General features: G+C 64.5%; 20 protein-coding genes and 1 tRNA gene. 12 read left to right on the forward strand and 9 right to left on the reverse strand.

Features of this window, described 5'->3' with window-relative positions:
* Positions 1-282 precede the first annotated feature (282 nt).
* The gene (locus tag ASPHE3_RS09270; protein ID WP_148258092.1) at positions 283-945 is read right to left on the reverse strand and encodes an SGNH/GDSL hydrolase family protein; all 663 of its coding nucleotides are present in this window, start codon (positions 943-945) and stop codon (positions 283-285) included.
* Positions 946-1,062: 117 nt separating this feature from the next.
* Between ASPHE3_RS09270 and ASPHE3_RS09275 the strand changes: the two genes are divergently transcribed.
* Positions 1,063-1,824 carry an HNH endonuclease family protein gene (locus ASPHE3_RS09275; RefSeq protein ID WP_013600964.1) on the forward strand — a complete coding sequence of 254 codons (762 nt, stop codon included), beginning with the start codon at positions 1,063-1,065 and terminating at the stop codon, positions 1,822-1,824.
* Positions 1,825-1,877: 53 nt separating this feature from the next.
* Here ASPHE3_RS09275 and ASPHE3_RS09280 read toward each other — a convergent pair whose 3' ends face one another.
* Entirely contained in the window at positions 1,878-2,111 is a 234-nt protein-coding gene (locus ASPHE3_RS09280; RefSeq protein ID WP_013600965.1) for a hypothetical protein, read from the reverse strand.
* Between the two features lie 435 nt (positions 2,112-2,546).
* Here ASPHE3_RS09280 and ASPHE3_RS09285 point away from each other — a divergent pair, with 435 nt between their 5' ends.
* Entirely contained in the window at positions 2,547-3,065 is a 519-nt protein-coding gene (locus ASPHE3_RS09285) for a DUF805 domain-containing protein (RefSeq protein WP_013600966.1), read from the forward strand.
* Positions 3,066-3,293: 228 nt separating this feature from the next.
* On the forward strand, positions 3,294-4,979 hold the full coding sequence (locus tag ASPHE3_RS09290) for a GAF domain-containing sensor histidine kinase (RefSeq protein ID WP_013600967.1): 1,686 nt from the start codon (positions 3,294-3,296) through the stop codon (positions 4,977-4,979).
* Positions 4,980-5,218: 239 nt separating this feature from the next.
* Here the strand turns inward: ASPHE3_RS09290 and ASPHE3_RS09295 are convergent, their stop codons facing one another.
* The 3 genes from ASPHE3_RS09295 to ASPHE3_RS09305 all read right to left on the reverse strand — a co-directional run bounded on the left by ASPHE3_RS09295 (position 5,219) and on the right by ASPHE3_RS09305 (position 7,843).
* Positions 5,219-5,551, reverse strand: a complete 333-nt coding sequence (locus ASPHE3_RS09295; RefSeq protein WP_013600968.1) for a hypothetical protein — start codon at positions 5,549-5,551, stop codon at positions 5,219-5,221.
* Positions 5,552-5,590: 39 nt separating this feature from the next.
* On the reverse strand, positions 5,591-6,127 hold the full coding sequence (locus ASPHE3_RS09300; protein ID WP_013600969.1) for a hypothetical protein: 537 nt from the start codon (positions 6,125-6,127) through the stop codon (positions 5,591-5,593).
* A 690-nt stretch (positions 6,128-6,817) separates the two neighbouring features.
* Positions 6,818-7,843 (reverse strand): DUF808 domain-containing protein, encoded by a 1,026-nt coding sequence (locus tag ASPHE3_RS09305; RefSeq protein ID WP_013600970.1) that lies wholly within the window; start codon positions 7,841-7,843, stop codon positions 6,818-6,820.
* 325 nt (positions 7,844-8,168) lie between these two features.
* Between ASPHE3_RS09305 and ASPHE3_RS09310 the strand changes: the two genes are divergently transcribed.
* Positions 8,169-9,386 carry an IS481 family transposase gene (locus ASPHE3_RS09310; RefSeq protein ID WP_013599876.1) on the forward strand — a complete coding sequence of 406 codons (1,218 nt, stop codon included), beginning with the start codon at positions 8,169-8,171 and terminating at the stop codon, positions 9,384-9,386.
* 25 nt (positions 9,387-9,411) lie between these two features.
* On the opposite strand, the gene ASPHE3_RS09315 is transcribed toward ASPHE3_RS09310, so the two are convergent.
* Positions 9,412-9,494 (reverse strand) — tRNA-Leu (locus tag ASPHE3_RS09315).
* A 172-nt stretch (positions 9,495-9,666) separates the two neighbouring features.
* Between ASPHE3_RS09315 and ASPHE3_RS09320 the strand changes: the two genes are divergently transcribed.
* Complete coding sequence (locus tag ASPHE3_RS09320; RefSeq protein WP_013600971.1) at positions 9,667-10,971, forward strand: M20/M25/M40 family metallo-hydrolase; 1,305 nt, start codon at positions 9,667-9,669, stop codon at positions 10,969-10,971.
* Positions 10,972-10,980: 9 nt separating this feature from the next.
* Entirely contained in the window at positions 10,981-12,141 is a 1,161-nt protein-coding gene (locus ASPHE3_RS09325) for an acyl-CoA dehydrogenase family protein (RefSeq protein ID WP_013600972.1), read from the forward strand.
* Between the two features lie 15 nt (positions 12,142-12,156).
* On the opposite strand, the gene ASPHE3_RS09330 is transcribed toward ASPHE3_RS09325, so the two are convergent.
* On the reverse strand, positions 12,157-12,390 hold the full coding sequence (locus tag ASPHE3_RS09330) for a DUF5703 family protein (protein WP_013600973.1): 234 nt from the start codon (positions 12,388-12,390) through the stop codon (positions 12,157-12,159).
* Positions 12,391-12,429: 39 nt separating this feature from the next.
* On the opposite strand from ASPHE3_RS09330, the gene ASPHE3_RS09335 reads away from it, so the two are divergent.
* Positions 12,430-12,693, forward strand: a complete 264-nt coding sequence (locus ASPHE3_RS09335) for a hypothetical protein (RefSeq protein WP_013600974.1) — start codon at positions 12,430-12,432, stop codon at positions 12,691-12,693.
* Between the two features lie 41 nt (positions 12,694-12,734).
* Here ASPHE3_RS09335 and ASPHE3_RS09340 read toward each other — a convergent pair whose 3' ends face one another.
* The gene (locus ASPHE3_RS09340; RefSeq protein ID WP_013600975.1) at positions 12,735-13,685 is read right to left on the reverse strand and encodes an aldo/keto reductase; all 951 of its coding nucleotides are present in this window, start codon (positions 13,683-13,685) and stop codon (positions 12,735-12,737) included.
* Positions 13,686-13,737: 52 nt separating this feature from the next.
* Between ASPHE3_RS09340 and ASPHE3_RS09345 the strand changes: the two genes are divergently transcribed.
* Both ASPHE3_RS09345 and mshC read left to right on the forward strand, forming a co-directional pair.
* Entirely contained in the window at positions 13,738-14,571 is an 834-nt protein-coding gene (locus tag ASPHE3_RS09345; RefSeq protein WP_013600976.1) for an undecaprenyl-diphosphate phosphatase, read from the forward strand.
* Positions 14,572-14,586: 15 nt separating this feature from the next.
* On the forward strand, positions 14,587-15,864 hold the full coding sequence (gene mshC / locus ASPHE3_RS09350) for a cysteine--1-D-myo-inosityl 2-amino-2-deoxy-alpha-D-glucopyranoside ligase (protein WP_013600977.1): 1,278 nt from the start codon (positions 14,587-14,589) through the stop codon (positions 15,862-15,864).
* 32 nt (positions 15,865-15,896) lie between these two features.
* Here mshC and ASPHE3_RS09355 read toward each other — a convergent pair whose 3' ends face one another.
* Positions 15,897-16,802 (reverse strand): PAC2 family protein, encoded by a 906-nt coding sequence (locus tag ASPHE3_RS09355; RefSeq protein ID WP_013600978.1) that lies wholly within the window; start codon positions 16,800-16,802, stop codon positions 15,897-15,899.
* Positions 16,803-16,953: 151 nt separating this feature from the next.
* On the opposite strand from ASPHE3_RS09355, the gene ASPHE3_RS09360 reads away from it, so the two are divergent.
* From ASPHE3_RS09360 to ASPHE3_RS09370, 3 genes are all read left to right on the forward strand, one after another.
* Entirely contained in the window at positions 16,954-17,691 is a 738-nt protein-coding gene (locus ASPHE3_RS09360; RefSeq protein WP_013600979.1) for an HAD family hydrolase, read from the forward strand.
* Positions 17,684-18,850, forward strand: coding sequence for a site-2 protease family protein (locus ASPHE3_RS09365; protein ID WP_041652062.1), 1,167 nt, complete (start codon positions 17,684-17,686; stop codon positions 18,848-18,850). Before ASPHE3_RS09360 ends, ASPHE3_RS09365 begins: the two co-directional genes overlap by 8 nt.
* A gap of 93 nt (positions 18,851-18,943) precedes the next feature.
* Entirely contained in the window at positions 18,944-20,011 is a 1,068-nt protein-coding gene (locus ASPHE3_RS09370) for a tRNA (adenine-N1)-methyltransferase (protein WP_013600981.1), read from the forward strand.
* The last annotated feature ends 2 nt before the right edge of the window (positions 20,012-20,013 follow it).

Raw genomic sequence — 20,013 nt, forward strand, 5'->3', positions numbered from 1 at the left:
GATCGGAGCCTAAAATGGTGGCATGGGCACTGAGATGGAGATCGCCCTGGTTTTGGCGGCGGCGTTCCTTTGGGTTGTTGGGACTTTCGCGATCCTGTCGGGGATAGACCGCCGGGAGAGGAAGGCCCGCCGTCAGGAGCGGAGGGCCAGCCGCCAGGGGGGCCGGCGGATCCAGTACCTGCCAGCCGTTCAGGGCTCCCGGGGTGACGGACGGGGCCGCCGCCACCGGCCCCGGAGTCTGCGTCCGCACTGACACCACGGTCCGCACTGACACCATGCCCGTCAGTAGGCGATCACAATCGACTGGGCCCTGCCCGGCACCGGTCTCACTCGCGTGAAGGATGAAATGGCGAGGGCGATTTTTTCCCCGCCCTGCGATGACGGTTCAATCGGATTGGCGTAGTCACCGTCCTCGCTGCAGATGAGGCGAAGATCGACGAGGGCTGCGCCGCGGGAAAACGCGGCCCGGGTGATGGCATCGTTGAACAGGCACAGTGCCGCCTTGATGACCTTCTGCCCTGGCTCGGAAGGTGGAGTGTCGTAAATGGTGCATACTGCGAAGGGCCGCCCTGCTGACTCAACCTGATGCAGCATCGCCAGGTAATCGGTGGCAAACCGTTCCTGGGCGGTCGCCAGCGTGGCGAGGGCTTCCCCCACGGAGGAAGAACGCTCCTGCAGGAGCGGGGCATAAGCCAGGGCATCATTGCCACCTGCGCTGACCACCAGGTGGGTGGCATCGGCTGGCAGGGAAGCCAGTTGGCGGGAAACCCCCGACACCACGTCCCCGTCTACTGCCAGAAGCGTGCACTTCCACCCTGGCAATGCGCGCTGCAACTGGGAGATGACTGCCGGGCCGCCGTTGACATAGGCGCCATTGTCAAAGATGGAATCGCCCAGCAGGACGATATGTCCGGTGCCGGCCTCCGCCGTCGGAAAATCCTCCATGGGCATATACTGCCTTCCTTTGGGATCCTCTGCCAGAGCCGCGGCTGTGACGGGCACAACGAACCGCCTGCGTCCCGCCCGCTGTTATGCCCGGTAGCGTGGACGGAGCCGCTGCCCGTGGAGGAGGACCAGATCAGAAAGCCCAACACCACCTGTTCCGCGCTCCTTGCCGGACTGCTCCTTGCAGGCGCGCTCGCCGGTTGTGGCGGCCCAGCAGGAACCGGTACCGCACTTTCGGACATCCTGGACGGCGGTCCCGGAATCGCGCTCGGGCAGCCCGCCGACGATTCCTCAGGGGGTGGTTTCCAGCCGCAAGAGGCGGGCGAAGCCCTCTCGGCACTGGAAACAATCCCGGTCAAGGGCCGCGCTCCGAAAACCGGCTACTCCCGTGAGGAGTTCGGTCCGGCCTGGGCGGACGTGGACCGCAACGGCTGCGACACGCGGAACGACATCCTGGCCCGCGACCTTGAGGCCGAGACATTTAAGCCCGGTACACGGGACTGCGTCGTCACTGCAGGATTACTCGCTGATAAATACACCGGTACCACCATCAGTTTTGTCCGGGGTGACAAGACGAGCGCAGCCGTCCAGATTGACCACCTTGTTCCACTCAGCGATGCCTGGCAGAAAGGTGCCCGGCAGCTTAGTGCGGAGCAGCGAAAGCAGTTCGCCAACGATCCGCTGAACCTGATGGCGGCCGACGGTCCCACCAACGGTGCCAAGGGGGACAAGGACGCTGCCACCTGGCTGCCGCCAAACAAGACCTTCCGCTGCGAATACGTCGCCCGCCAGACAGCGGTGAAGGCCAAATACCAGCTGTGGGTCACGCCTGCGGAGCACGAAGCTATCGCCGCGGTCCTGGCTGGCTGCTTGAAATGACGGGATGTGGCCCACCCCCGAAACGGCCCTGCCCTGGGCCACATCCCGCCGGACTATCCCGGCCGCCTGGGACGGGAGTTCAGTGTGCCGTTTGACCCGCGGGTGCGCAGGTGCAGTTCCAGGTCAACCAGGTGCAGCAGCTTCTGAGCCTCGTCCGAATCGGCGAACTCCCGTGACCATTGCAGGGTATGGCGCAGCTTCATGAGGTCCGACGTGGGCATCAATGGCCAACGCTTGGACGTATGGAAAACGTGGTTGCCCTGCCCCGCAGGGAGGCTCGCCTTCACGGGAAACGCCTCCAGTAAGGCTGCTGAGTCGATAGGGCCGTCACTTTGCTATCGATTTCGACGGCGACGGAAACCTGGGTGGTCATAGACGGGCTCCTCTTGGGGACGCTGGGAGGCCGTCTGTCTGACCAGATCCCCAGCCTAGCAAGACCCCGCCACCGACGAGAAGTGTTTACGAGCCACCTTCTGAAGTCAGCCGGTGGCCCAGAGGTCTTTTGACCCTTGGCGCAGTGGGCCCGGCGTGCTGCCATTGATAGCGGCCCAACTGGAACGCACCGCGGCGGTGGAATCACCGGCGGCCGCTGGAGGACGTCCCTTGGAGCGAAGGGCCCCGCGGAGAAGGGGTACGTGGCGAGGTCGGCGGACGTCCGGCACGGGTGCCGCTCCGAGCGGTTCCGCAGCAGGGACCCATCACACGACGAAAGGGACAGCTCGATGACCATCCAGCAACCCGCAGATACTCCCCGCACCCCCGCCCCGGGACTTGAGGTGCCCTACTACGGGGCCCCGCCTGTCGAGGCGGTCAAGCGGGTGTTTCAGAAATACGCGGTCTTCGCAGGACGTGCAAGCCGGAGTGAGTATTGGTGGTGGTTCCTCGCTTCGGCTCTGGCGTCCGCGGTCCTGAACTCGATCAACCCGGCTGTCGTTAACGGGCAGGTTACGGGGTCAAGCGCCCTTGGTGGTCTCTGGTTCCTCGCCACCGTTGTCCCTTCACTGGCTGTAGCGGTCCGTCGCCTCCATGACGCCAACATCAGCGGCTGGATGCTGCTGCTCGCGGTCATTCCGGTACTCGGGTGGATAGCGGTCCTTGTGCTGCTTGCGCAACGGGAAAACCCCCTCGGCCAACGGTTCGACCGGTATCCTCATCCCGGATATGGCCAGAATTCAGCGGGTCTGCCTTACACCTCCCGGCAGCCGAATCCCCCAGGCCAGGATGGCCAGACTCCTGGATAGGCCACAACCGCGACGGTGGCGACAGGTGTTCTTTCGCTGCGCCGGATTCTTTTCTTCATGTAACGGCTTCCACCATCAAAATGGAGCGTATTCGGGCCGTGATGCCAAGCGGCAGCCATTAGGGGTTGTTAGCATGGGCAGGAGGGACGCTGGGGGGCTCTGTAATACGTAGGATTCGGGTGATGCAGTCCGCCGCAATGATCCTGCCGATAAATGGGGTGGTTTCGGATGTGGCGTGAACCAATCAGGCGGCGGACGCGGGAACTCCTGCGCGAGTTCGTGGACCGGGCAGACGAACTTGTCCGCGCCCAGGAACACGTGGAGGGGTTGCTGGGCGCGGTCGTATCCCTCACGGAAGACCTGAGCCTTGAAGCGGTGCTGGACCGGGTGGTGCAGTCCGCGTGCGAGCTTGTTGGCGCGCGCTATGGGGCCTTGGGCGTAATTGGCGACGGGCAGCGCCTGAGCCATTTCATTACTGTCGGGGTGGACGAAGAAGGAGCGCGCCTCATTGGGGATCTGCCCACCGGCCATGGAGTCCTGGGGCATCTGATCCGCGAGCCCAACCCGGTGCGCCTGCATGATTTGGGTGAGCACCCGATCGCGGTGGGTTTCCCGCCCAATCATCCACCCATGAAATCCTTCCTGGGTGTCCCGGTCCGGGTACGGGATGAGGTCTTCGGGAACCTGTATCTGACCGAGAAGACCGATGGTCAGGACTTCACTGCGGAGGATGAGGACCTGGCGGTTGCCCTGGCATCTGCTGCCGGTGTGGCCATTCAGAACGCCCGGCTCTTCGAGGACAGCAAGAGCCGTCAGCGGTGGCTGGAAGCGGGAATGGACGTCAGTGACAGGCTGAAGGCGGAGCCGCGGTCCGATCTCGAAAATTTGGACATGGTCGCTGAACGGGCGTTGCATGCATCGGCTTCCACGTTGTCCGTGATCGCGTCTCTGGCCGGGGACGGGAGCCTGAGGTGCCGCACTTCAGTGGGCGTCCAGGCGATGCCGGCCGGCTCGGCATTGCCCGCCGGTGACGTTCTGGCCAAGGTGCTCGAGACGGGGGAGTCCAGGGCGCTGACGGACCCTGCACAGGTATTCGATGCGGCGTACGCCGAAAAGCTTGGGCCAGTTCTCGTGGCCGCTTTGGGGAATACGGGTGACGGCTGCGGCGGCAGCGTGCTGATCCTGGCCCGGGCATCGGGTGGAACGCACTACACAGACGTGGACACTGAGCAGGCAGAGGTGTTTGCTTCCCGGATAGGCCTGACTCTGGATCTGTTGAGGGCCAACCGGTTGCGGGAGGAACAGGCGCTGTTCATCGATCGGGAACGGATAGCCAGGGACCTGCATGACCTGGTCATTCAACGGCTGTTCGCAGCAGGATTGAGTATTCAGGGACTTCGGCGCTACACCGCGGACCCTCCGGCGCATGAGCATCGCATTGCCGTCATCACCACTGAGCTGGATGGCTGCATCCAGCAGCTTCGCGACACGATCTACTCCCTCCAGGCAAGGGAACCCGGCCGGGAGCTGATCAGCGGCCGCGTCCTGCGCGCTGTCCAGGAAGCCGCCAGCTCGGCCGGTTTCCTCCCGCAGGTCCAGCTTTCGGGGCCAGTGGATGACCTTGTTGGCCAGGAGGTGGCCGAAGAGCTGCTGCCGGTGCTGCACGAGAGTGTCAGTAACGCTGTCAGGCATTCAGGATCGGGGGACATCCACGTCCTGCTTTCCGCGCTGGAGGGGGAGGTAGTCCTGACAGTTCGTGACAACGGGTGCGGTTTCAAGGAACCAGAGCGAGTCAGCGGCTTAGCCAACATGAAAAGCCGGGCATCCCGCCTGGGTGGTACTTGCGTCATCGAAAGCACCCCGGGCAAGGGCACGAGCGTCACGTGGAAGGCCCCTACGGCCCGCCAAGCGTAGGGCCGGCGTTTTGCCTGGCGGCGGCTGTACTTATCTTTCCCGGCGCGAAGTGGAGAGCCTGCCGGTGGGGGGGACCGGCAGGCTCTCTGAATTGAATACTACGAGCAATTCCCCAACACATCGACTGGAGTTTTTGTAGGCGGCTCAGTTTGTAGGCGGCTCAGTTTGTAGGCGGCTCAGTGCAAGGCGGACGCCGCCGGCCTGCCAGCCCCGGCAGGCCGGCGTCGGTTGTCCCTGGCTCAGCACGCATATGGCCACTCAAGTTCCAAGTCGATGCTGGCAAAGGCGCTGATACCGCGGGTGACGTCGCAGAGCAAGCATCTGCTGGTGTATTCGGTGGCCTTCACCCACTGGTGGGACTCCTGGAGCCGGTAGTCATACCCGAAACCGAGCTTCTGGAGCTGATTGAGCGCGCGGCTGGCCGTCTCCCAGTTGCTCCAACGGCCCACGACGACGCCCTTGTCCTTAAAGATGACGTTGCACCCGCCGTCCCCAAACTCGGCCGCGGCGTTCCTGCGGCTCGGCGGTTCCTTGCCCCCGTATACAGCTTTATATTCATCCATGGTTGCCATGTATCTCATCTCCTAACCAAGGCATCATGCAGGCGGCACTCAGGCCGCCTGAGACGTGGGCTGGGCGAGGAAGACCTCCAGCGATTGAAGCGTGATATCGGCGTCGCTGAAAGCCGGGTTTCCCTGTGTGTGCAACCGGTCCATGAGCCCGCCATTGAACCGGAGACGCTGGCGCGCTTTGCTTACGGCACTGCTGGCCGAAACAAGGTCTCCCGGATGGCGGGCCAGCGGGAGGGCCATGCACTGGATCGAACCCAGCGCCACGGCGAGGACGCTGGCGTCCATCTGGTGACCGTCCGTGCGGTGCTGGCGCAGTTGTGACGCGAACCCGTCCCAGACTTCGCGGGCGGCGATCCGGGCAACTTCCGTCCGCGCCTCGTTATCCGGAATGCCCTGGCCCATCAACTCTTTATGGAGACAATCGAACCGCGTAATGAGTTCTTGGGCTTTCATGGCCGCATCGCTCCCGGACTGTATTCGCTTGAAGTTGGAAGGATGCACCAGCATCGCCCTTCTGCGCGCTGCTTCTGCCTCTGCTGTCAGGGCGGTGTGGAGCGAACGGATATGAGCGGGCATGCCGGTCCTTTCAGAATCCCGGTCTGGCCGGCAAGGCTTCGTCTTTGATGCCTTGCCGGCCAGACCACACGTCTGCGTTTCCAAGTAGTGGGCGGTCCAGCCTTGCAATCTAAGGACCCGGACGGCGCCTCTACAAGGATGGCAAGAAGCCCGAAGACAGCCATAGGGCTGAAAGTCCCTAGTTGTGAGCGTGCGCAGGGGCGTAAGGACGAAACTCCCTCTTCGCGCTATTCGCGGACTTTCCACAGGACGGCCCTGCGTCGTCGTGGAGGAGCCTGTCCGGCGAGCCGCCGGCGGGGGCCCCGTGGCCTGTAGCGTATGCCCGGCGGGTCGGGTGCTGGTGGTGTTGCCGATCGAACCAGGGATGACCCGTTCCTGCGGCGCCGAAGCCGCAGAATGGCAATGATTGTCAGGCCCAACCACGCGAAGGCCGCCCCGATAACAAGAAGCACCGCTGGAATCGTGTCCATAGCGCCACGCGGATCAGTGAAGGGGATCGTCGTCAAAACCGACCTCCCTTTCAGAACGAAGGGAGCCAGCTGCTTGACCTGTTTCAAGCGTATCGCCCTCATCCGGGACGGGACAGGTTAAGGATCCCCTTCTTGACCGTCCAGGGCCGGGGCGCTTCTCTTTAGGAGAGAAGCGCCCCGGCCCTGGACCTGAAGACGTGCTTCCGGGTGCACCTGGAAGCTAGGAGGTTGGATCGGTGTCGCCCTTACCTGGTTCGTGACCTGCGACGGCGGCGCGGACGTCGCCCTCGGCGTGCCCGTCCTTCTTCTTGCCGAAGGGCAGCACCTTCAGGAGCGGCCCCACCACTGCCATGACGATGAGGCCCCAGGCGAGTCCGAAGACTGCTGAACACAAGGTGTTCACGAGCCAGGCCAGGGCGCCACCCACTACAGCGATGCCGGCGAAGGGGGACTCCAGGGCATGGACCACGTCGTACGGCCCGTGCCAACCGAGGTCGTACGCTCCCTGGAGCATGATGTGGCCACCGACCCACAGCATTGCGACGGTGCCCACGAGGGTTATGGCGGCCAGCACCGAGGGCATTCCCTTGACGAGCAGTTCACCGACGCGCTGGGACCCGGCGGATTCCCTGGCTGCCAGGTGCAGGCCGACGTCGTCCATCTTGACGATGAGTGCGACGGCACCGTACACGAGCACTGTGATCACGAAGGCCACAACCACGAGGATGACTGCCCGTGCCCACAAGGATTCGGCTGCCACCTCGTTCATGGAAATGACCATGATCTCGCAGGACAGGATGAAGTCTGTGGTGATGGCGCCCTTGACCACTTTGGCTTCTGCCTCCGGCCCCCGCTCGACTGCCGGCTTATCCTCCTCCGCGGTGTGGTGGCCGCGGATCTTGTGCCAGACCTTTTCGGCGCCCTCGTAGCAGAGGTAGGTGCCGCCGAGCATAAGGATGAAAGGGATGACCCCGGGGATGAACGAGCTGATGAGGAGCAGTGCGGGCAGGATGATCAGCAGTTTGTTGCGGAGTGAGCCCCAGAAAATCCGCTTGATCATGGGCAGTTCGCGCGAAGGATCGGTTCCGGACACGTACTGGGGGGTGACGGCAGCGTCGTCGATCACCACGCCGGCAGCCTTGGCGCCCGCCTTGGCCGCCCCGGCAGCTACGTCATCCACGGACGCGGCTGCTATTCGGGCAAGTGCTGCGACGTCGTCCAGCAGGGCGACGAGACCGCCGCTCACAGATCGCTCCCGCACTGCTCGACGACGGACTGCTGGGCGTGGAGGCCTCGCGTGAGGCGCATGATCGGCATTCTCAGATTATAGCTAGTCGGTTCCCGGCGTCCGGTCCTTCCGCAGGCATCAGGGGCGGCATGTGAGGCGGCGCCAAAGCCCTTCGCCTGATCGAGGGCACAAAAAAGCCCCGGTTTCCCGGGGCTTTCGTTGTGCGCGGAGGGGTGTCTAGTTTCACGACATAGTTCTCACATGAGTCGGGACATCGTTCCCAGTTGACACTTCACCGGTGAGTCGGGACATCGTTCACACCGGCAGGGATCCAGCATGATGCATGTCGAAGCAGAAAGTGATCGTCCTCGCCGTCCGTGACCAAGGCCTGACAGTTACGGAAGCTGCCCGCCGGTATGGAGTCAGCCGCCGCTGGGTCCACGAGCTCCTCCGACGCGAGTCCGCCGGAGGTATCGCCGCCGTCGACCCCCGATCCAAACGCCCCCTCAGCAACCCGCGCCGCACCACCGAAACGGTAGCCGCGCGGATCCTTACCCTGCGGCAGGAACTGCAAACCGCCGGCCTGGACGCCGGGCCCGTGACGATCGCCTGGCACCTCGAACAAGAAGGAGTACCCGCGCCGTCAACGTCCACGATCCGCCGGCTCCTGCACACCAAAGGAATGATCACTCCGGATCCGAAGAAACGGCCCAAAGCCTCACTGCACCGCTTCGAAGCACACCAGCCCAACGAAACCTGGCAATCCGACTTCACCCACTGGGCCCTGGCCGACGGAACCGACATCGAGATCCTGAACTTCCTCGATGACCACTCCCGCTACCTGCTCGCCTGCACCGGATTCAAACCCGTCACCGTCACCGCCGTGGTCACCACGTTCCTGGCCTGCGCTGCTGAACACGGGCTACCGGCCTCGACACTGACCGACAACGGCATGGTCTACACCACCCGCCTCGCGGGCGGGAAAGGCGGCAGGAACGCCTTCGAACACCATCTCCACGCCCTGGGCATCACCCAAAAGAACGGCGCCCCGAACCACCCGCAGACCCAAGGCAAAATCGAACGTTTCCACCAGACCCTCAAACGCTGGCTCACCGGCCAACCCCGGGCCCACACCCTTCAAGACCTGAACGAACAGCTGGAAAAGTTCCGGCACATCTACAACCACGAACGCCCCCACCGGGCCCTGGACCGCCGCACCCCGGCCGCGGCCTACACCGCGATACCCAAAGCATCACCGACCGGATCCAAACAAGGAGATCACTGGCGTCGGCGCATCGACCGCGTCGACCAGTTCGGGAAACTCACCCTCCGCCACGCAGGCCAACTCCGCCACATCGGCATCGGCCGCGCCTACGCCCGCAAACACGTCCTGATGCTCATCCACGACAACGACGTCACCATCAGCGACGCAACCACCGGCGAGATCATCCGCGAACTCACCATCGACCCCACCCGGAACTACCAACCCAGAAAAACAGGGCAAAGAAAAACACCCCGGTCCGAAGACCGGGGTGTTACCGATGACTCGACTCATCCGTGAAGGATGTCTCGACTCACCACAGTTGTGCGCGGAGGGGGACTTGAACCCCCACCCCCTTTCGAGGACTAGCACCTCAAGCTAGCGCGTCTGCCATTCCGCCACCCGCGCAGGTGGTATTTCGGGAAGCGTTTACGCCTTTCAGCGTTTCGCGCCTCTCCGAAGCAGCGAGAAAAACTCTAACACGAACTTTCACCAAACATGGAATCGGGCCAAGTGGGTAGGCTGAGGACAGTGATTCAGCGCTGGTACAGCCAGTCATTCCCCCAGTGAGGAGCTTTTCATGCCTGACGTCCTGCCCGAGGATGAAGTTGTCCGGATCTGCCAGGAACTGATCCGGATCGACACCTCGAACTACGGAGACGGGTCGGGGCCGGGGGAGCGGGCCGCTGCCGAGTACGCCGCCGGACTCATCACGGAAGTCGGCATGGAGGCGGAGATCTTCGAATCCGCGCCGGGGCGCGCCAACGTGGTGGCCCGGATGGAGGGCCAGGACCCGTCCGCAAGTGCCCTCGTGGTGCATGGCCACCTGGACGTTGTGCCGGCGCTCCGGGACCAATGGTCCGTCGACCCCTTTGGCGCGGAACTGAAGGACGGGCTCATCTGGGGCCGGGGCGCCGTCGACATGAAGGACATGGACGCCATGATCCTCTCCGTCCTGCGCAGCTTTGCCAGGTCCGGCAGGAAGCCAAAGCGTGACCTCATTTTCGCGTTCTTCGCGGACGAGGAGGCCGGCGGCGCCTACGGTGCCCGCTACGCGGTGGACAACCGCCCGGAACTGTTCGAGGGCGCAACGGAAGCGATCTCCGAGGTAGGCGGGTTCTCGGCGACTATCGGCGGCCAGCGCACCTATCTCCTGCAGACGGCGGAAAAGGGCATCTCGTGGCTCCGCCTCGTAGCTCACGGACGTGCCGGCCACGGTTCCCAGATCAGTACGGATAACGCCGTCACGCGACTCGCTGCCGCAGTCACCCGCATCGGCGAATACAAGTGGCCCATCGAACTCACGCCCACCACCAGGCAGTTCCTGGACGGCGTGACGGAACTCACGGGCGTGGAGTTCGACGCCGACAATCCCGACCTCCTGCTGAGCCAGCTGGGAACCGTGTCCCGCTTTGTGGGAGCCACATTGCAGAACACCACCAATCCCACCCTGCTGAAGGGCGGATACAAGCACAACGTCATCCCGGAATCTGCCGAGGCCCTGATCGATTGCCGCACGCTGCCCGGCCAGCAGGAGCAGGTCCTGGAGATCGTCCGCGAACTGGCCGGCACCGGCGTGGACGTGAGCTACGTGCACAAAGATGTCTCCCTTGAAGTCCCCTTCGCCGGGAACCTGGTGGATTCCATGATTGATGCCCTGCACTCCGAGGACCCGGGCGCCAAGGTGCTGCCCTACACCCTCTCCGGGGGTACTGACAACAAGTCGCTGAGCCGGCTGGGCATTACCGGCTACGGTTTCGCTCCCTTGATGCTGCCGGATGAGCTGGACTTCACCGGCATGTTCCACGGCGTGGACGAAAGGGTGCCCGCGGACTCCCTCAAGTTCGGCGCCAAGGTCCTCAACACCCTGTTGACAAACTACTGAGCGACGGCCATGGGTCCCGAAGAAATCCTGCCGGACGCCCTCCTGGAGCGGATCCGCGGCCGTGCTGCCGGGTACGACCGCGACAACACCTTCTTCCACGAGGACCTGGCGGACCTTGCTGCGGCGGGTTACCTGAAGCTCTTCGTTCCCGCGTCCGACGGCGGCATGGGCTTTGGCCTTGAAGCGGCGGCGCAGTGCCAGCGGAGGCTGGCAACGGCTGCGCCCGCCACCGCACTGGCGGTCAACATGCACCTGGTGTGGACCGGCGTCGCGCACGTCCTCGCCGCGCGCGGCGACGACTCCCTGGACTTCGTGCTCAAGGAAGCGGCCATCGGTGAGATCTTCGCCTTCGGCAACTCAGAAGCCGAAAACGACGCGGTGCTGTTCGACTCCCGGACCACGGCCGAGCCGATGCCTGGCGGAGGTTACTCCTTCACCGGGACGAAAGTCTTCACCAGCCTGTCCCCGGCCTGGACCAGGCTGGGGATCTTCGGCAAGAATCCGGCAGGCCGGGACGGCGACGGCGAACTGGTCCACGGCTTCATCACCCGCGACACGCCTGGCTACCGGATCCTCGACGACTGGGACACGCTGGGCATGCGCGCCAGCCAGTCGGGTACCACCGTCCTGGAGGGCGCTACGGTTCCTCCTGAGCGGATCTTCCGCAAGATGCCGGTGGGCCCCAGCCGCGACCCCCTGGTTTTCGCGATCTTCGCCTGCTTCGAGACCCTGCTGGCCGCCGTCTACACCGGCCTGGGGGAGCGGGCGCTTGCCCTGGGTGTCCAGGCTGTCCAGCGCCGAACCTCCTTCAAGAACGGCGGCCGCAGCTACGCCCAGGACCCGGACATCCGCTGGAAGGTAGCCGAGGCGGCGATGGCCATGGACAACCTGTATCCCCAGCTCGCCGCCGTGGCGGGAGACGTGGATGCGCTGGCCGATCATGGGCCGCAGTGGTTCCCCAAACTGGTGGGGCTGAAGGTCAATGCCACGGAAACCGCCCGTCGCGTGGTGGACCTGGCCATCAGGGTGAGCGGGGGTTCGAGCTACTTCCGCGGATCGGAACTGGAACGGCTCTACCGCGACGTCCTTGCAGGCATGTTCCACCCCTCGGATGACGAGTCTGCCCACAACACAGTGGCCACCGCCTGGCTGGGCCCGCTGGAAGACTGAACCCCGCTAAGTTCCCTAGACAGTCCGCTGCACTTGCATGACCCGGCGGCGCAGCCAGAAACGCCGTCCCCCGCCCACGTACAGCTTGCTGCGCTCCAGCTCCCACTTGCCGTATTCGGAGTGTTCCACCAGGCGCCGGCGTGCCTCATGCAGTGAATCGTCAGGACTGACTGTCAGTACGAGGTACTCGTACTGCCTCAAATAGTCCCGTTCCCGCTGGACCGAGCTGGTGAGAAATTGTTCCTTCATTGCTCTCCATTTTCGTCCTTTTCCGGCTAACGTGAAGTCATGAGCATCGATCCGCGTGTCGCGCTTTCGTCCCTGACCACCGCTTTGGAAGAACACCTTATAGCAGCATCCAACCGCCGCGGAGATGGTGACCCGTCCGTGGAGGCAGCGTTTTTTGCAGTCGCAGACGCCTTCGAAGTGTACGAGGACGCGCTCTATGAGGCCTACAACGAGGTGACTCCGCTGCAGGTCTTTGACGACGAGGACGAAGAGGACGAGGAAAGCGACGTGGACGACGAGGACCTGGAGATCGTCGAAGAATAGGAACCCCGCGTTAGTGATGCGGGGGCGGACCGCCTTTCCCCCTAGGATGCAGCAGCTGCTGAAAGCCCTGAAACATCCTCCAGCGCCCGTGCAATCTCCGGCGGCAGGGGAGTGAGCTGGGCGTCCAGCAGTTCCTTGAGCTGCGCCGGCGTCCGCGGGCCCACGATGGCAGTGGCCACACCATGCTGGGACAACAGCCAGCTGAGGGAGACGTCCTGCGGCGTCCGGCCCAGGCCCTTGGCTGCCATGCACACGGCCTCCACGGTCCGTGACGGCTTTTCCTGCAGGTAGGGCTCCACGTATCCGGCTTCTCCCGCGGACGCCGCCCGTGACGCGGACGGAATGGCGCCCCGGTACTTTCCCGTGAGGACGCCCCGGCCCAGCGGCGCCCACGCCATCAGGCCCAGCCCGGCATCCTCAATGGCAGGAATGAGTTCAGCCTCCGGTGCCCGCTGCAGGAAAGAGTATTCAGCCTGGGCCGCCACAAGGGGAATGCCGGCTATGGCAGCCGCCTTGGCAGTCTGCCAGCCGTTGAAGTTGGAGACTCCGGCATACCGGGCACGCCCGGTGCGGACTGCGAATTCCAGCGCGGACAAGGTCTCGTCCAGGGGAACGTTGCCATCCCACGCCTGGGCGAACCAGATGTCCACGTAGTCGGTGCCGAGCCTGGCCAGGCTCGCTTCCAGGCCGGTGAGCATCGCGTTACGGGACGTGTCCACGCCCCGCCGCCCATCCGGCGTCGTCATTCCCGCTTTTGTGGAGATGGAAATCTCCGTCCGTGCCACCACGTCCCCCAGCAGCGAACCAATCATCGCCTCGGACCGGCCATCACAGTAGGACGCGGCAGTGTCAACGTGCCGGCCGCCCGCATTGAGGAACGTGCGCAGGAGCTCCGCGGCGTCCTGCTCGTCGGTCGCGCCGGCCCAGCCCATGGTGCCGAGGGTAAGGGCGGACACACGCAATCCACTGTTGCCGACGTAACGCTGCTGCATAGCAGCAAGCTTACGGGCAGAACGGGTACTGCCCATGACGTAGGGTCTTAGCGTGAACTGGTTTGAGGCGGCCCTGCTGGGCCTAGTGCAGGGACTGACCGAATTTCTACCCATTTCGTCGAGTGCACATCTGCGGATTGTGGGGCAGTTCCTGCCCAATGCAGCAGATCCCGGGGCAGCCTTTACCGCCATCACCCAGCTGGGAACAGAAACCGCTGTCCTGGTGTACTTCTGGCGGGACATCGTCCGGATTGTTAAGTCGTGGGCCGGCTCCCTTACAGGAAAGATCCCGCGGCAGGACCCCGATGCCCGGATGGGCTGGCTGGTGATCCTGGGAAGCCTGCCGATCGTGGTGCTGGGCCTGCTGTTCCAGGACCAGATCGAGTCCGTGCTGCGCAGCATGTGGATCGTCGCCACAATGCTGATCGTCTTTGGGCTCTTCCTCGCGGTCGCGGACGCTGTTGGCAAGCAGGAACGCGACCTGAGCCGGCTGACCTACAAGCACGGCATCCTGTTCGGCTTTGCCCAGGCCATGGCGCTCATTCCCGGTGTTTCCCGCTCCGGCGGCACCATCACGGCGGGCCTGTTGATGGGCTACACCCGTGAGGCCGCTGCCCGTTACTCCTTCCTCCTTGCCATCCCTGCGGTTTTTGGCAGTGGGCTCTACCAGCTGTACAAGACGGTTTCCAAGGAAGGCATCAGCGGACCGTATGGCCTGCCGGAAACCGCCCTGGCCACGGCGATCGCCTTCGTGGTGGGCTACATCATCATTGGCTGGTTCCTGAAGTTCGTCTCCACCCGCAGCTACCGCCTGTTTGTCTGGTACCGGATCCTGCTGGGCATGGCCCTGTACCTGCTTCTCGGTTTCGGTGTCATCAGTGCCTAGCACTAGGCTTGGTGTGTGAAATCCTGGACCTCCCGCCCCGTTCCCGCCCTGCCCGGAAACATGCCGGCCATCCGCTTGTACGACACCGCAGCGGGCCGGGAGGTCGCCCTGGAGCAGGAGAACCATCCCTCCATGTATGTCTGCGGCATCACCCCCTACGACGCCACCCACATGGGCCACGCCTCCAGCTACGTCGCGTTTGACCTGCTGAACAGGGCCTGGCGGGATGCCGGGCAGGAGGTGGCCTACGTCCAGAACGTCACGGACGTGGATGATCCCCTCCTGGAACGCGCAACCGCCACCGGCGTTGACTGGCGGGACCTCGCGGCCGGCCAGATCGAACTTTTCCAGACGGACATGGAAGCCTTGAATGTCCTGCCGCCAGACCACTATGTGGGAGCTGTGGAATCGATCGGCCTGATTGTTCCCGAAGTGGAACGGCTGGTGAGCCTTGGCCTCGCCTACAAGGTGGACGGGACCAACGGCGAGCCTGACGGTGATGTCTATTACGACGTCGAGGCTGCCGGAAAGCAGTCGGTGGCCCCTGACGCATGGACGCTGGGATGCATTTCCGGGCTTAACGAAAGCGAGATGCTTGAGCTCTTCGCCGAGCGCGGCGGGGACCCCGGACGGGCAGGAAAGCGGCAGGCCCTGGATCCGTTGTTGTGGCGGGTTGAACGTGAAGGCGAACCGAGCTGGCCGGGCGGCAGCCTCGGACCGGGCAGGCCCGGCTGGCACATCGAGTGCACGGTCATCGCCCAGAAGTACCTGCCCCAGCCGTTTACCGTCCAGGGCGGCGGGTCGGACCTGATCTTCCCGCACCATGAAATGGGTGCAGGGCACGCCTACTCGCTGGCTGGCGTTCCGCTGGCCAGGCATTACGCCCACGCCGGCATGGTGGGGCTGGACGGCGAAAAGATGAGCAAGTCCAAAGGCAACCTGGTGCTGGTTTCAAAACTCCGGGCTGCGGGGGAGGACCCCGCCGCCATCCGCCTTGGCATCCTTGCGCACCACTACCGCTCGGACTGGTCCTGGACAGACCACGGATTCGAAGATGCCAAAGCCATCCTCGCCTCTTGGCGCCAGGCGCTGCCCCACGCTCCCGCAGGTTCCGCAGCACCCCTCGTTGCCGCCATGCGCGAAGCGCTGGCCGCGGACCTCAACGCCCCCGCCGCAGTTGCCGCCGTGAACCGGTGGGCAGAGCAGGCGCTGTCCGACGGCGGCCCCGCAAGTCCCGCGGACCAGGCCATGGTCAGGGATGCGGTTGACGCCCTCCTGGGTGTTGTTCTCTAGGCACTGTTCAGGGGCGCGGCCTGCGGCCGCTGCTACGGGCGGTCCTGGCCCCGCCGCTTGAGGTAGCGCTCAAATTCGCGCGCAATCGATTCCCCGGTGGCCTCGGGCAGGTCTGCCGTGTCCTTGGCTTCCTCAAGCTGCCGGACATAAGCCGCAATTTCCGGATCTTCCGTGGCCAGCTCATCCACGCCGCGCTCCCACGCGTCCGCTTCCTCTGCCAGTTCATGCGTGTCCAGCGGAACCTGGAGCAGTTCCTCGATCCGGTGCAGGAGCGCGAGCTGGGCTTTGGGCGACGGCGCCTGGGCAACGTAGTGGGGGACTGCGGCCCAGAGCGACACGGTGGGCAGGCCGGCGAGCAGGGCCACCTCGGACAGGACGCCCACGATGCCTACCGGGCCTTCATACTGCGAAGCCTCCAGGTTCATGCGTTCCCGCAGCGGAGCGTCATCCGAGGAGGTGCTGACCGGTATGGGCCTGCTGTGCGGAACGTCGGCCAGGAGCGCGCCGACCAGGACCACGTAGTCCACGTTCAGCGCTTCGGCGTGCACCAGGAGTTCGGCGGTGTAAGCTCGCCACTTATAGGACGGTTCCGTGCCCTGCACGAAAATGACGTCCACATTGGAATTCGGCGCGCTGGCCTTGTAGATCCGGGTGGAGGGCCACTTGATCTTGCGTTCGCCGGCAGCGTTCCGGCGGACGGTGGGCCGGGTGAACTGGAAGTCGTAGTATTCGTCGGCATCAATGGACGCCACTTTCTTGCCGCCCCACAGCTTGTTCAGGTAGCGCAAAGAGTCGCTGGCTGCCTCTCCGGCATCGTTCCAGCCTTCAAAGGCGGCAAGCATTACGGTCACGCGCTTCCCGTCAGCGACCGGCTGCAGGAACCGCTCCCGCTCGGGTCCGGGACCCGGTTCGGTGGTGTCTCCCTCGAAGCTATTCATTTCATCACCCTACGTCCAAGAACCTCGCTCACGCATTGAATGAAGCGCCGCAAAATCGGCTGCCGGCAGGGAGGCCGGGGGCAACCGGCCTGAGATTCGCCAAGGGCGTAGCCTTCAGCTTCCCTTCAGAGTGTCACCGTAGACTGATGGAATGCGACTGCCAGCCGAATCTTCCCCGCTCAAAGCCGTCCTGTGGGACATGGACGGCACGATCGTGGACACCGAACCGTACTGGATCGCTGCCGAACATGCCCTGGTGGAAGCGCACGGCGGAACCTGGAGCCATGAGCAGGCCATGCAACTCGTGGGCCAGTCCCTGACTTTCTCGGCCGGCCTCCTTCAGGAGGCCGGCGTGGACCTGGAGATCCGGGAGATTATCGACACCCTCACCGGAGCCGTGGTCAGCAGCGTCCAGCGCCAGGTGCCGTGGCGGCCGGGGGCGCGGGAGCTCCTCGAAGAACTGCACGTGGCCGGAGTGCGCTGCGCACTGGTCACCATGTCCGAAGGGCCACTGGCCCGGCAGGTGGTGGCCAGCCTTCCACGCCAATACTTCGACGTGCTGGTGACCGGCGATACCGTCGCCCAGGGCAAGCCGCACCCCGAGGCGTACCTGACCGCCGTCGAATGGCTGCAGGACACGGACCCTGAACTGGGCATCCATCACTGCGTTGCCCTGGAAGACTCGGTGCCGGGTGTGGCTGCCGCGGTGGCCTCCGGCGTGGCAACCGTGGCGATTCCCCACATCGTGCCCCTGCCCGAGGATGAGCGGTACACGCTGTGGGACTCGCTGTCAGGCCGGTCCGTAACAGATCTTGAGGCGCTGGTGCTGGCCGGTCCGGTCCTCCGCGATTCCGCCGCGGCGCAAGTCCTGGGGATGCCCGTTGACTGACACAGGCGTTCCGGTCCGGCGCGAAGGCATTCCATTGGGAAGGATTGCCGGGGTTCCGGTGGTGCTTGCCTACTCCTGGTTCATCATTGCCGCGTTCACGGTCATTGTTTATGGCCCTGTGCTGGGGCAGCAGAATCCTGCGCTCGGCGTCTCCGCGTATATCGTGGCGTTCGCTTACGCCCTCTTGCTCCTCATTTCGGTCCTGGTCCACGAACTCGCCCACGCCCTGACAGCCAGAATCTATGGCTGGCCCACGCAGAAGATTGTGCTCAACCTCTGGGGCGGCCATACGCAGTTCGAGAGCTTTACCGCGACGCCGGGGCGGTCCGTCCTGGTGGCCCTTGCCGGCCCGGCCGCCAACTTCGTCCTGGCTGCGGGCGCCTGGCTGGTGCTCAGTTCGGCCAGCATGGGCAGCGTTGCCGAGATCCTGACGAACATCTTTATGTGGGCGAATTTCCTGATAGCCGTCTTCAACGTGCTTCCCGGCCTCCCGCTTGACGGCGGACGCCTGGTGGAGTCGGCAGTGTGGAAGGCCACCGGCAGCCAGGCGAAGGGAACGGTGGCGGCTGGCTGGGGAGGCCGCATCATTGTGATCGCCCTGTGCTACTGGTTTATTGCCAGGCCCTTCCTGGCCGGCGATTCCCCCGACTTCAGCCTGCTGATGATCACGGTCCTGGTGGGCAGCTTCCTTTGGATGGGTGCGTCCGCTTCCATCCAGCAGGGCACCCTCCGCGGGCGCCTGCATCTGGTCAGCGCAGCAGGGCTTTCGACGCCGGCTACCGGGCTCCCGGCGACAGCCACCGTGGAGGAAGCCCGCCGGCAGGGCACAGACGGGACCAGGTCGCTGGTGGTGTGCGGACCGAGCGGGCGGCCAGAAGCGGTGGTGGATGCGGCGGCGCTGGCCTCTGTGCCTGCCCAGGCCGCGGCGTCGACTCCCATCACGGCTGTTTCCTATGCCCTGGCTCCGGGAGCGTACGTCCCGGAGTGGTCGAAAGGACAGGAGCTGCTCCAGTTCCTGTCCCAGCTTGAAGGGCGGCACTACGCAGTGGTGGACCACAACGGCAGGGTCACCGGGCTGCTCTCCCAGGACGCTGTCCTTGCCGCGATCACGGGGAGACCCATACGGCCCGATACGCGCCGGCGGGGCCAAAACCGGTAGAGTTACCTGCCGGCCGGTGCATTGCCGTCCATAAGCCCCACTGTCCGCAGCAGGACACCCAGGCGCCACAGTTTTACAGGAGTGAGGAAAGTCATGAGCAGCGAAACTGCCGTCAACGATGCCACAGCAGCAGGTGCCACCGCCGGTTCTGCCGCCGGCGGCTCGCAGCCGGTGGGTGCCTCCCGTCGCCGTGGCCCCTTCCGCGAAGGCGAACGCGTCCAGTTGACCGACGAACGCGGGCGCATGAACACCATCACCCTCGAAAGCGGCGGGGCCTTCCACACCCACCGCGGCTTCCTCAACCATGACGACATCATCGGCAAGGTGGACGGCTCGGTAGTGGTGAACAATGTGGGCCAGCAGTACCAGACGCTGCGGCCCCTGCTCTCCGATTTTGTCCTGTCCATGCCGCGCGGGGCCGCCGTGGTGTATCCCAAGGACGCCGGCCAGATCGTCACCATGGCGGACATCTTCCCCGGCGCCCGTGTGGTTGAAGCCGGCGTCGGCTCCGGCGCATTGTCCATCTCCCTGCTCCGTGCCGTGGGCGACAACGGATACCTGCACTCGTTCGAACGCCGCGAGGAGTTCGCCGACATTGCCCGCGGCAACGTCGAGACCATTTTCGGCGGACCGCACCCTGCCTGGCAGATCTCCCTGGGCGACTTCCAGGAAGAAGTTGTCCGCACCGAAGCACCAGGCTCCGTTGACCGTGTGGTCCTGGACATGCTGGCCCCCTGGGAATGCCTGGACGCTGTTGCCACGGTCCTGGCTCCCGGCGGCGTGTGGATCAACTATGTTGCCACGGTGACCCAGCTCTCACGCACCGCCGAGGCAATCCGCGCCGACGGCCGGTTCACCGAGCCTGATGCGTGGGAATCCCTGGTCCGCGGCTGGCACCTCGAGGGCCTCGCCGTCCGCCCGGACCACAGGATGGTGGCGCACACCGGCTTCCTGCTGGTCACCAGGCGGCTTGCCGACGGCGTTACGGGCATCTCCGTCAAGCGCCGTCCCTCGAAGACTGACTTCAATGAAGACGACGTGAACGCCTGGACGCCGGGTGCCGTGGGGGAGCGCCAGGTCTCCGACAAGAAACTGCGGCGCGCAGCCCGCGACGCGATCGCGGGAACGAACGTCAAGGATGACCCCGAGGTTACGAACTAGTC

Source organism: Pseudarthrobacter phenanthrenivorans Sphe3, assembly GCF_000189535.1.
GTDB lineage: Bacteria > Actinomycetota > Actinomycetes > Actinomycetales > Micrococcaceae > Arthrobacter > Arthrobacter phenanthrenivorans.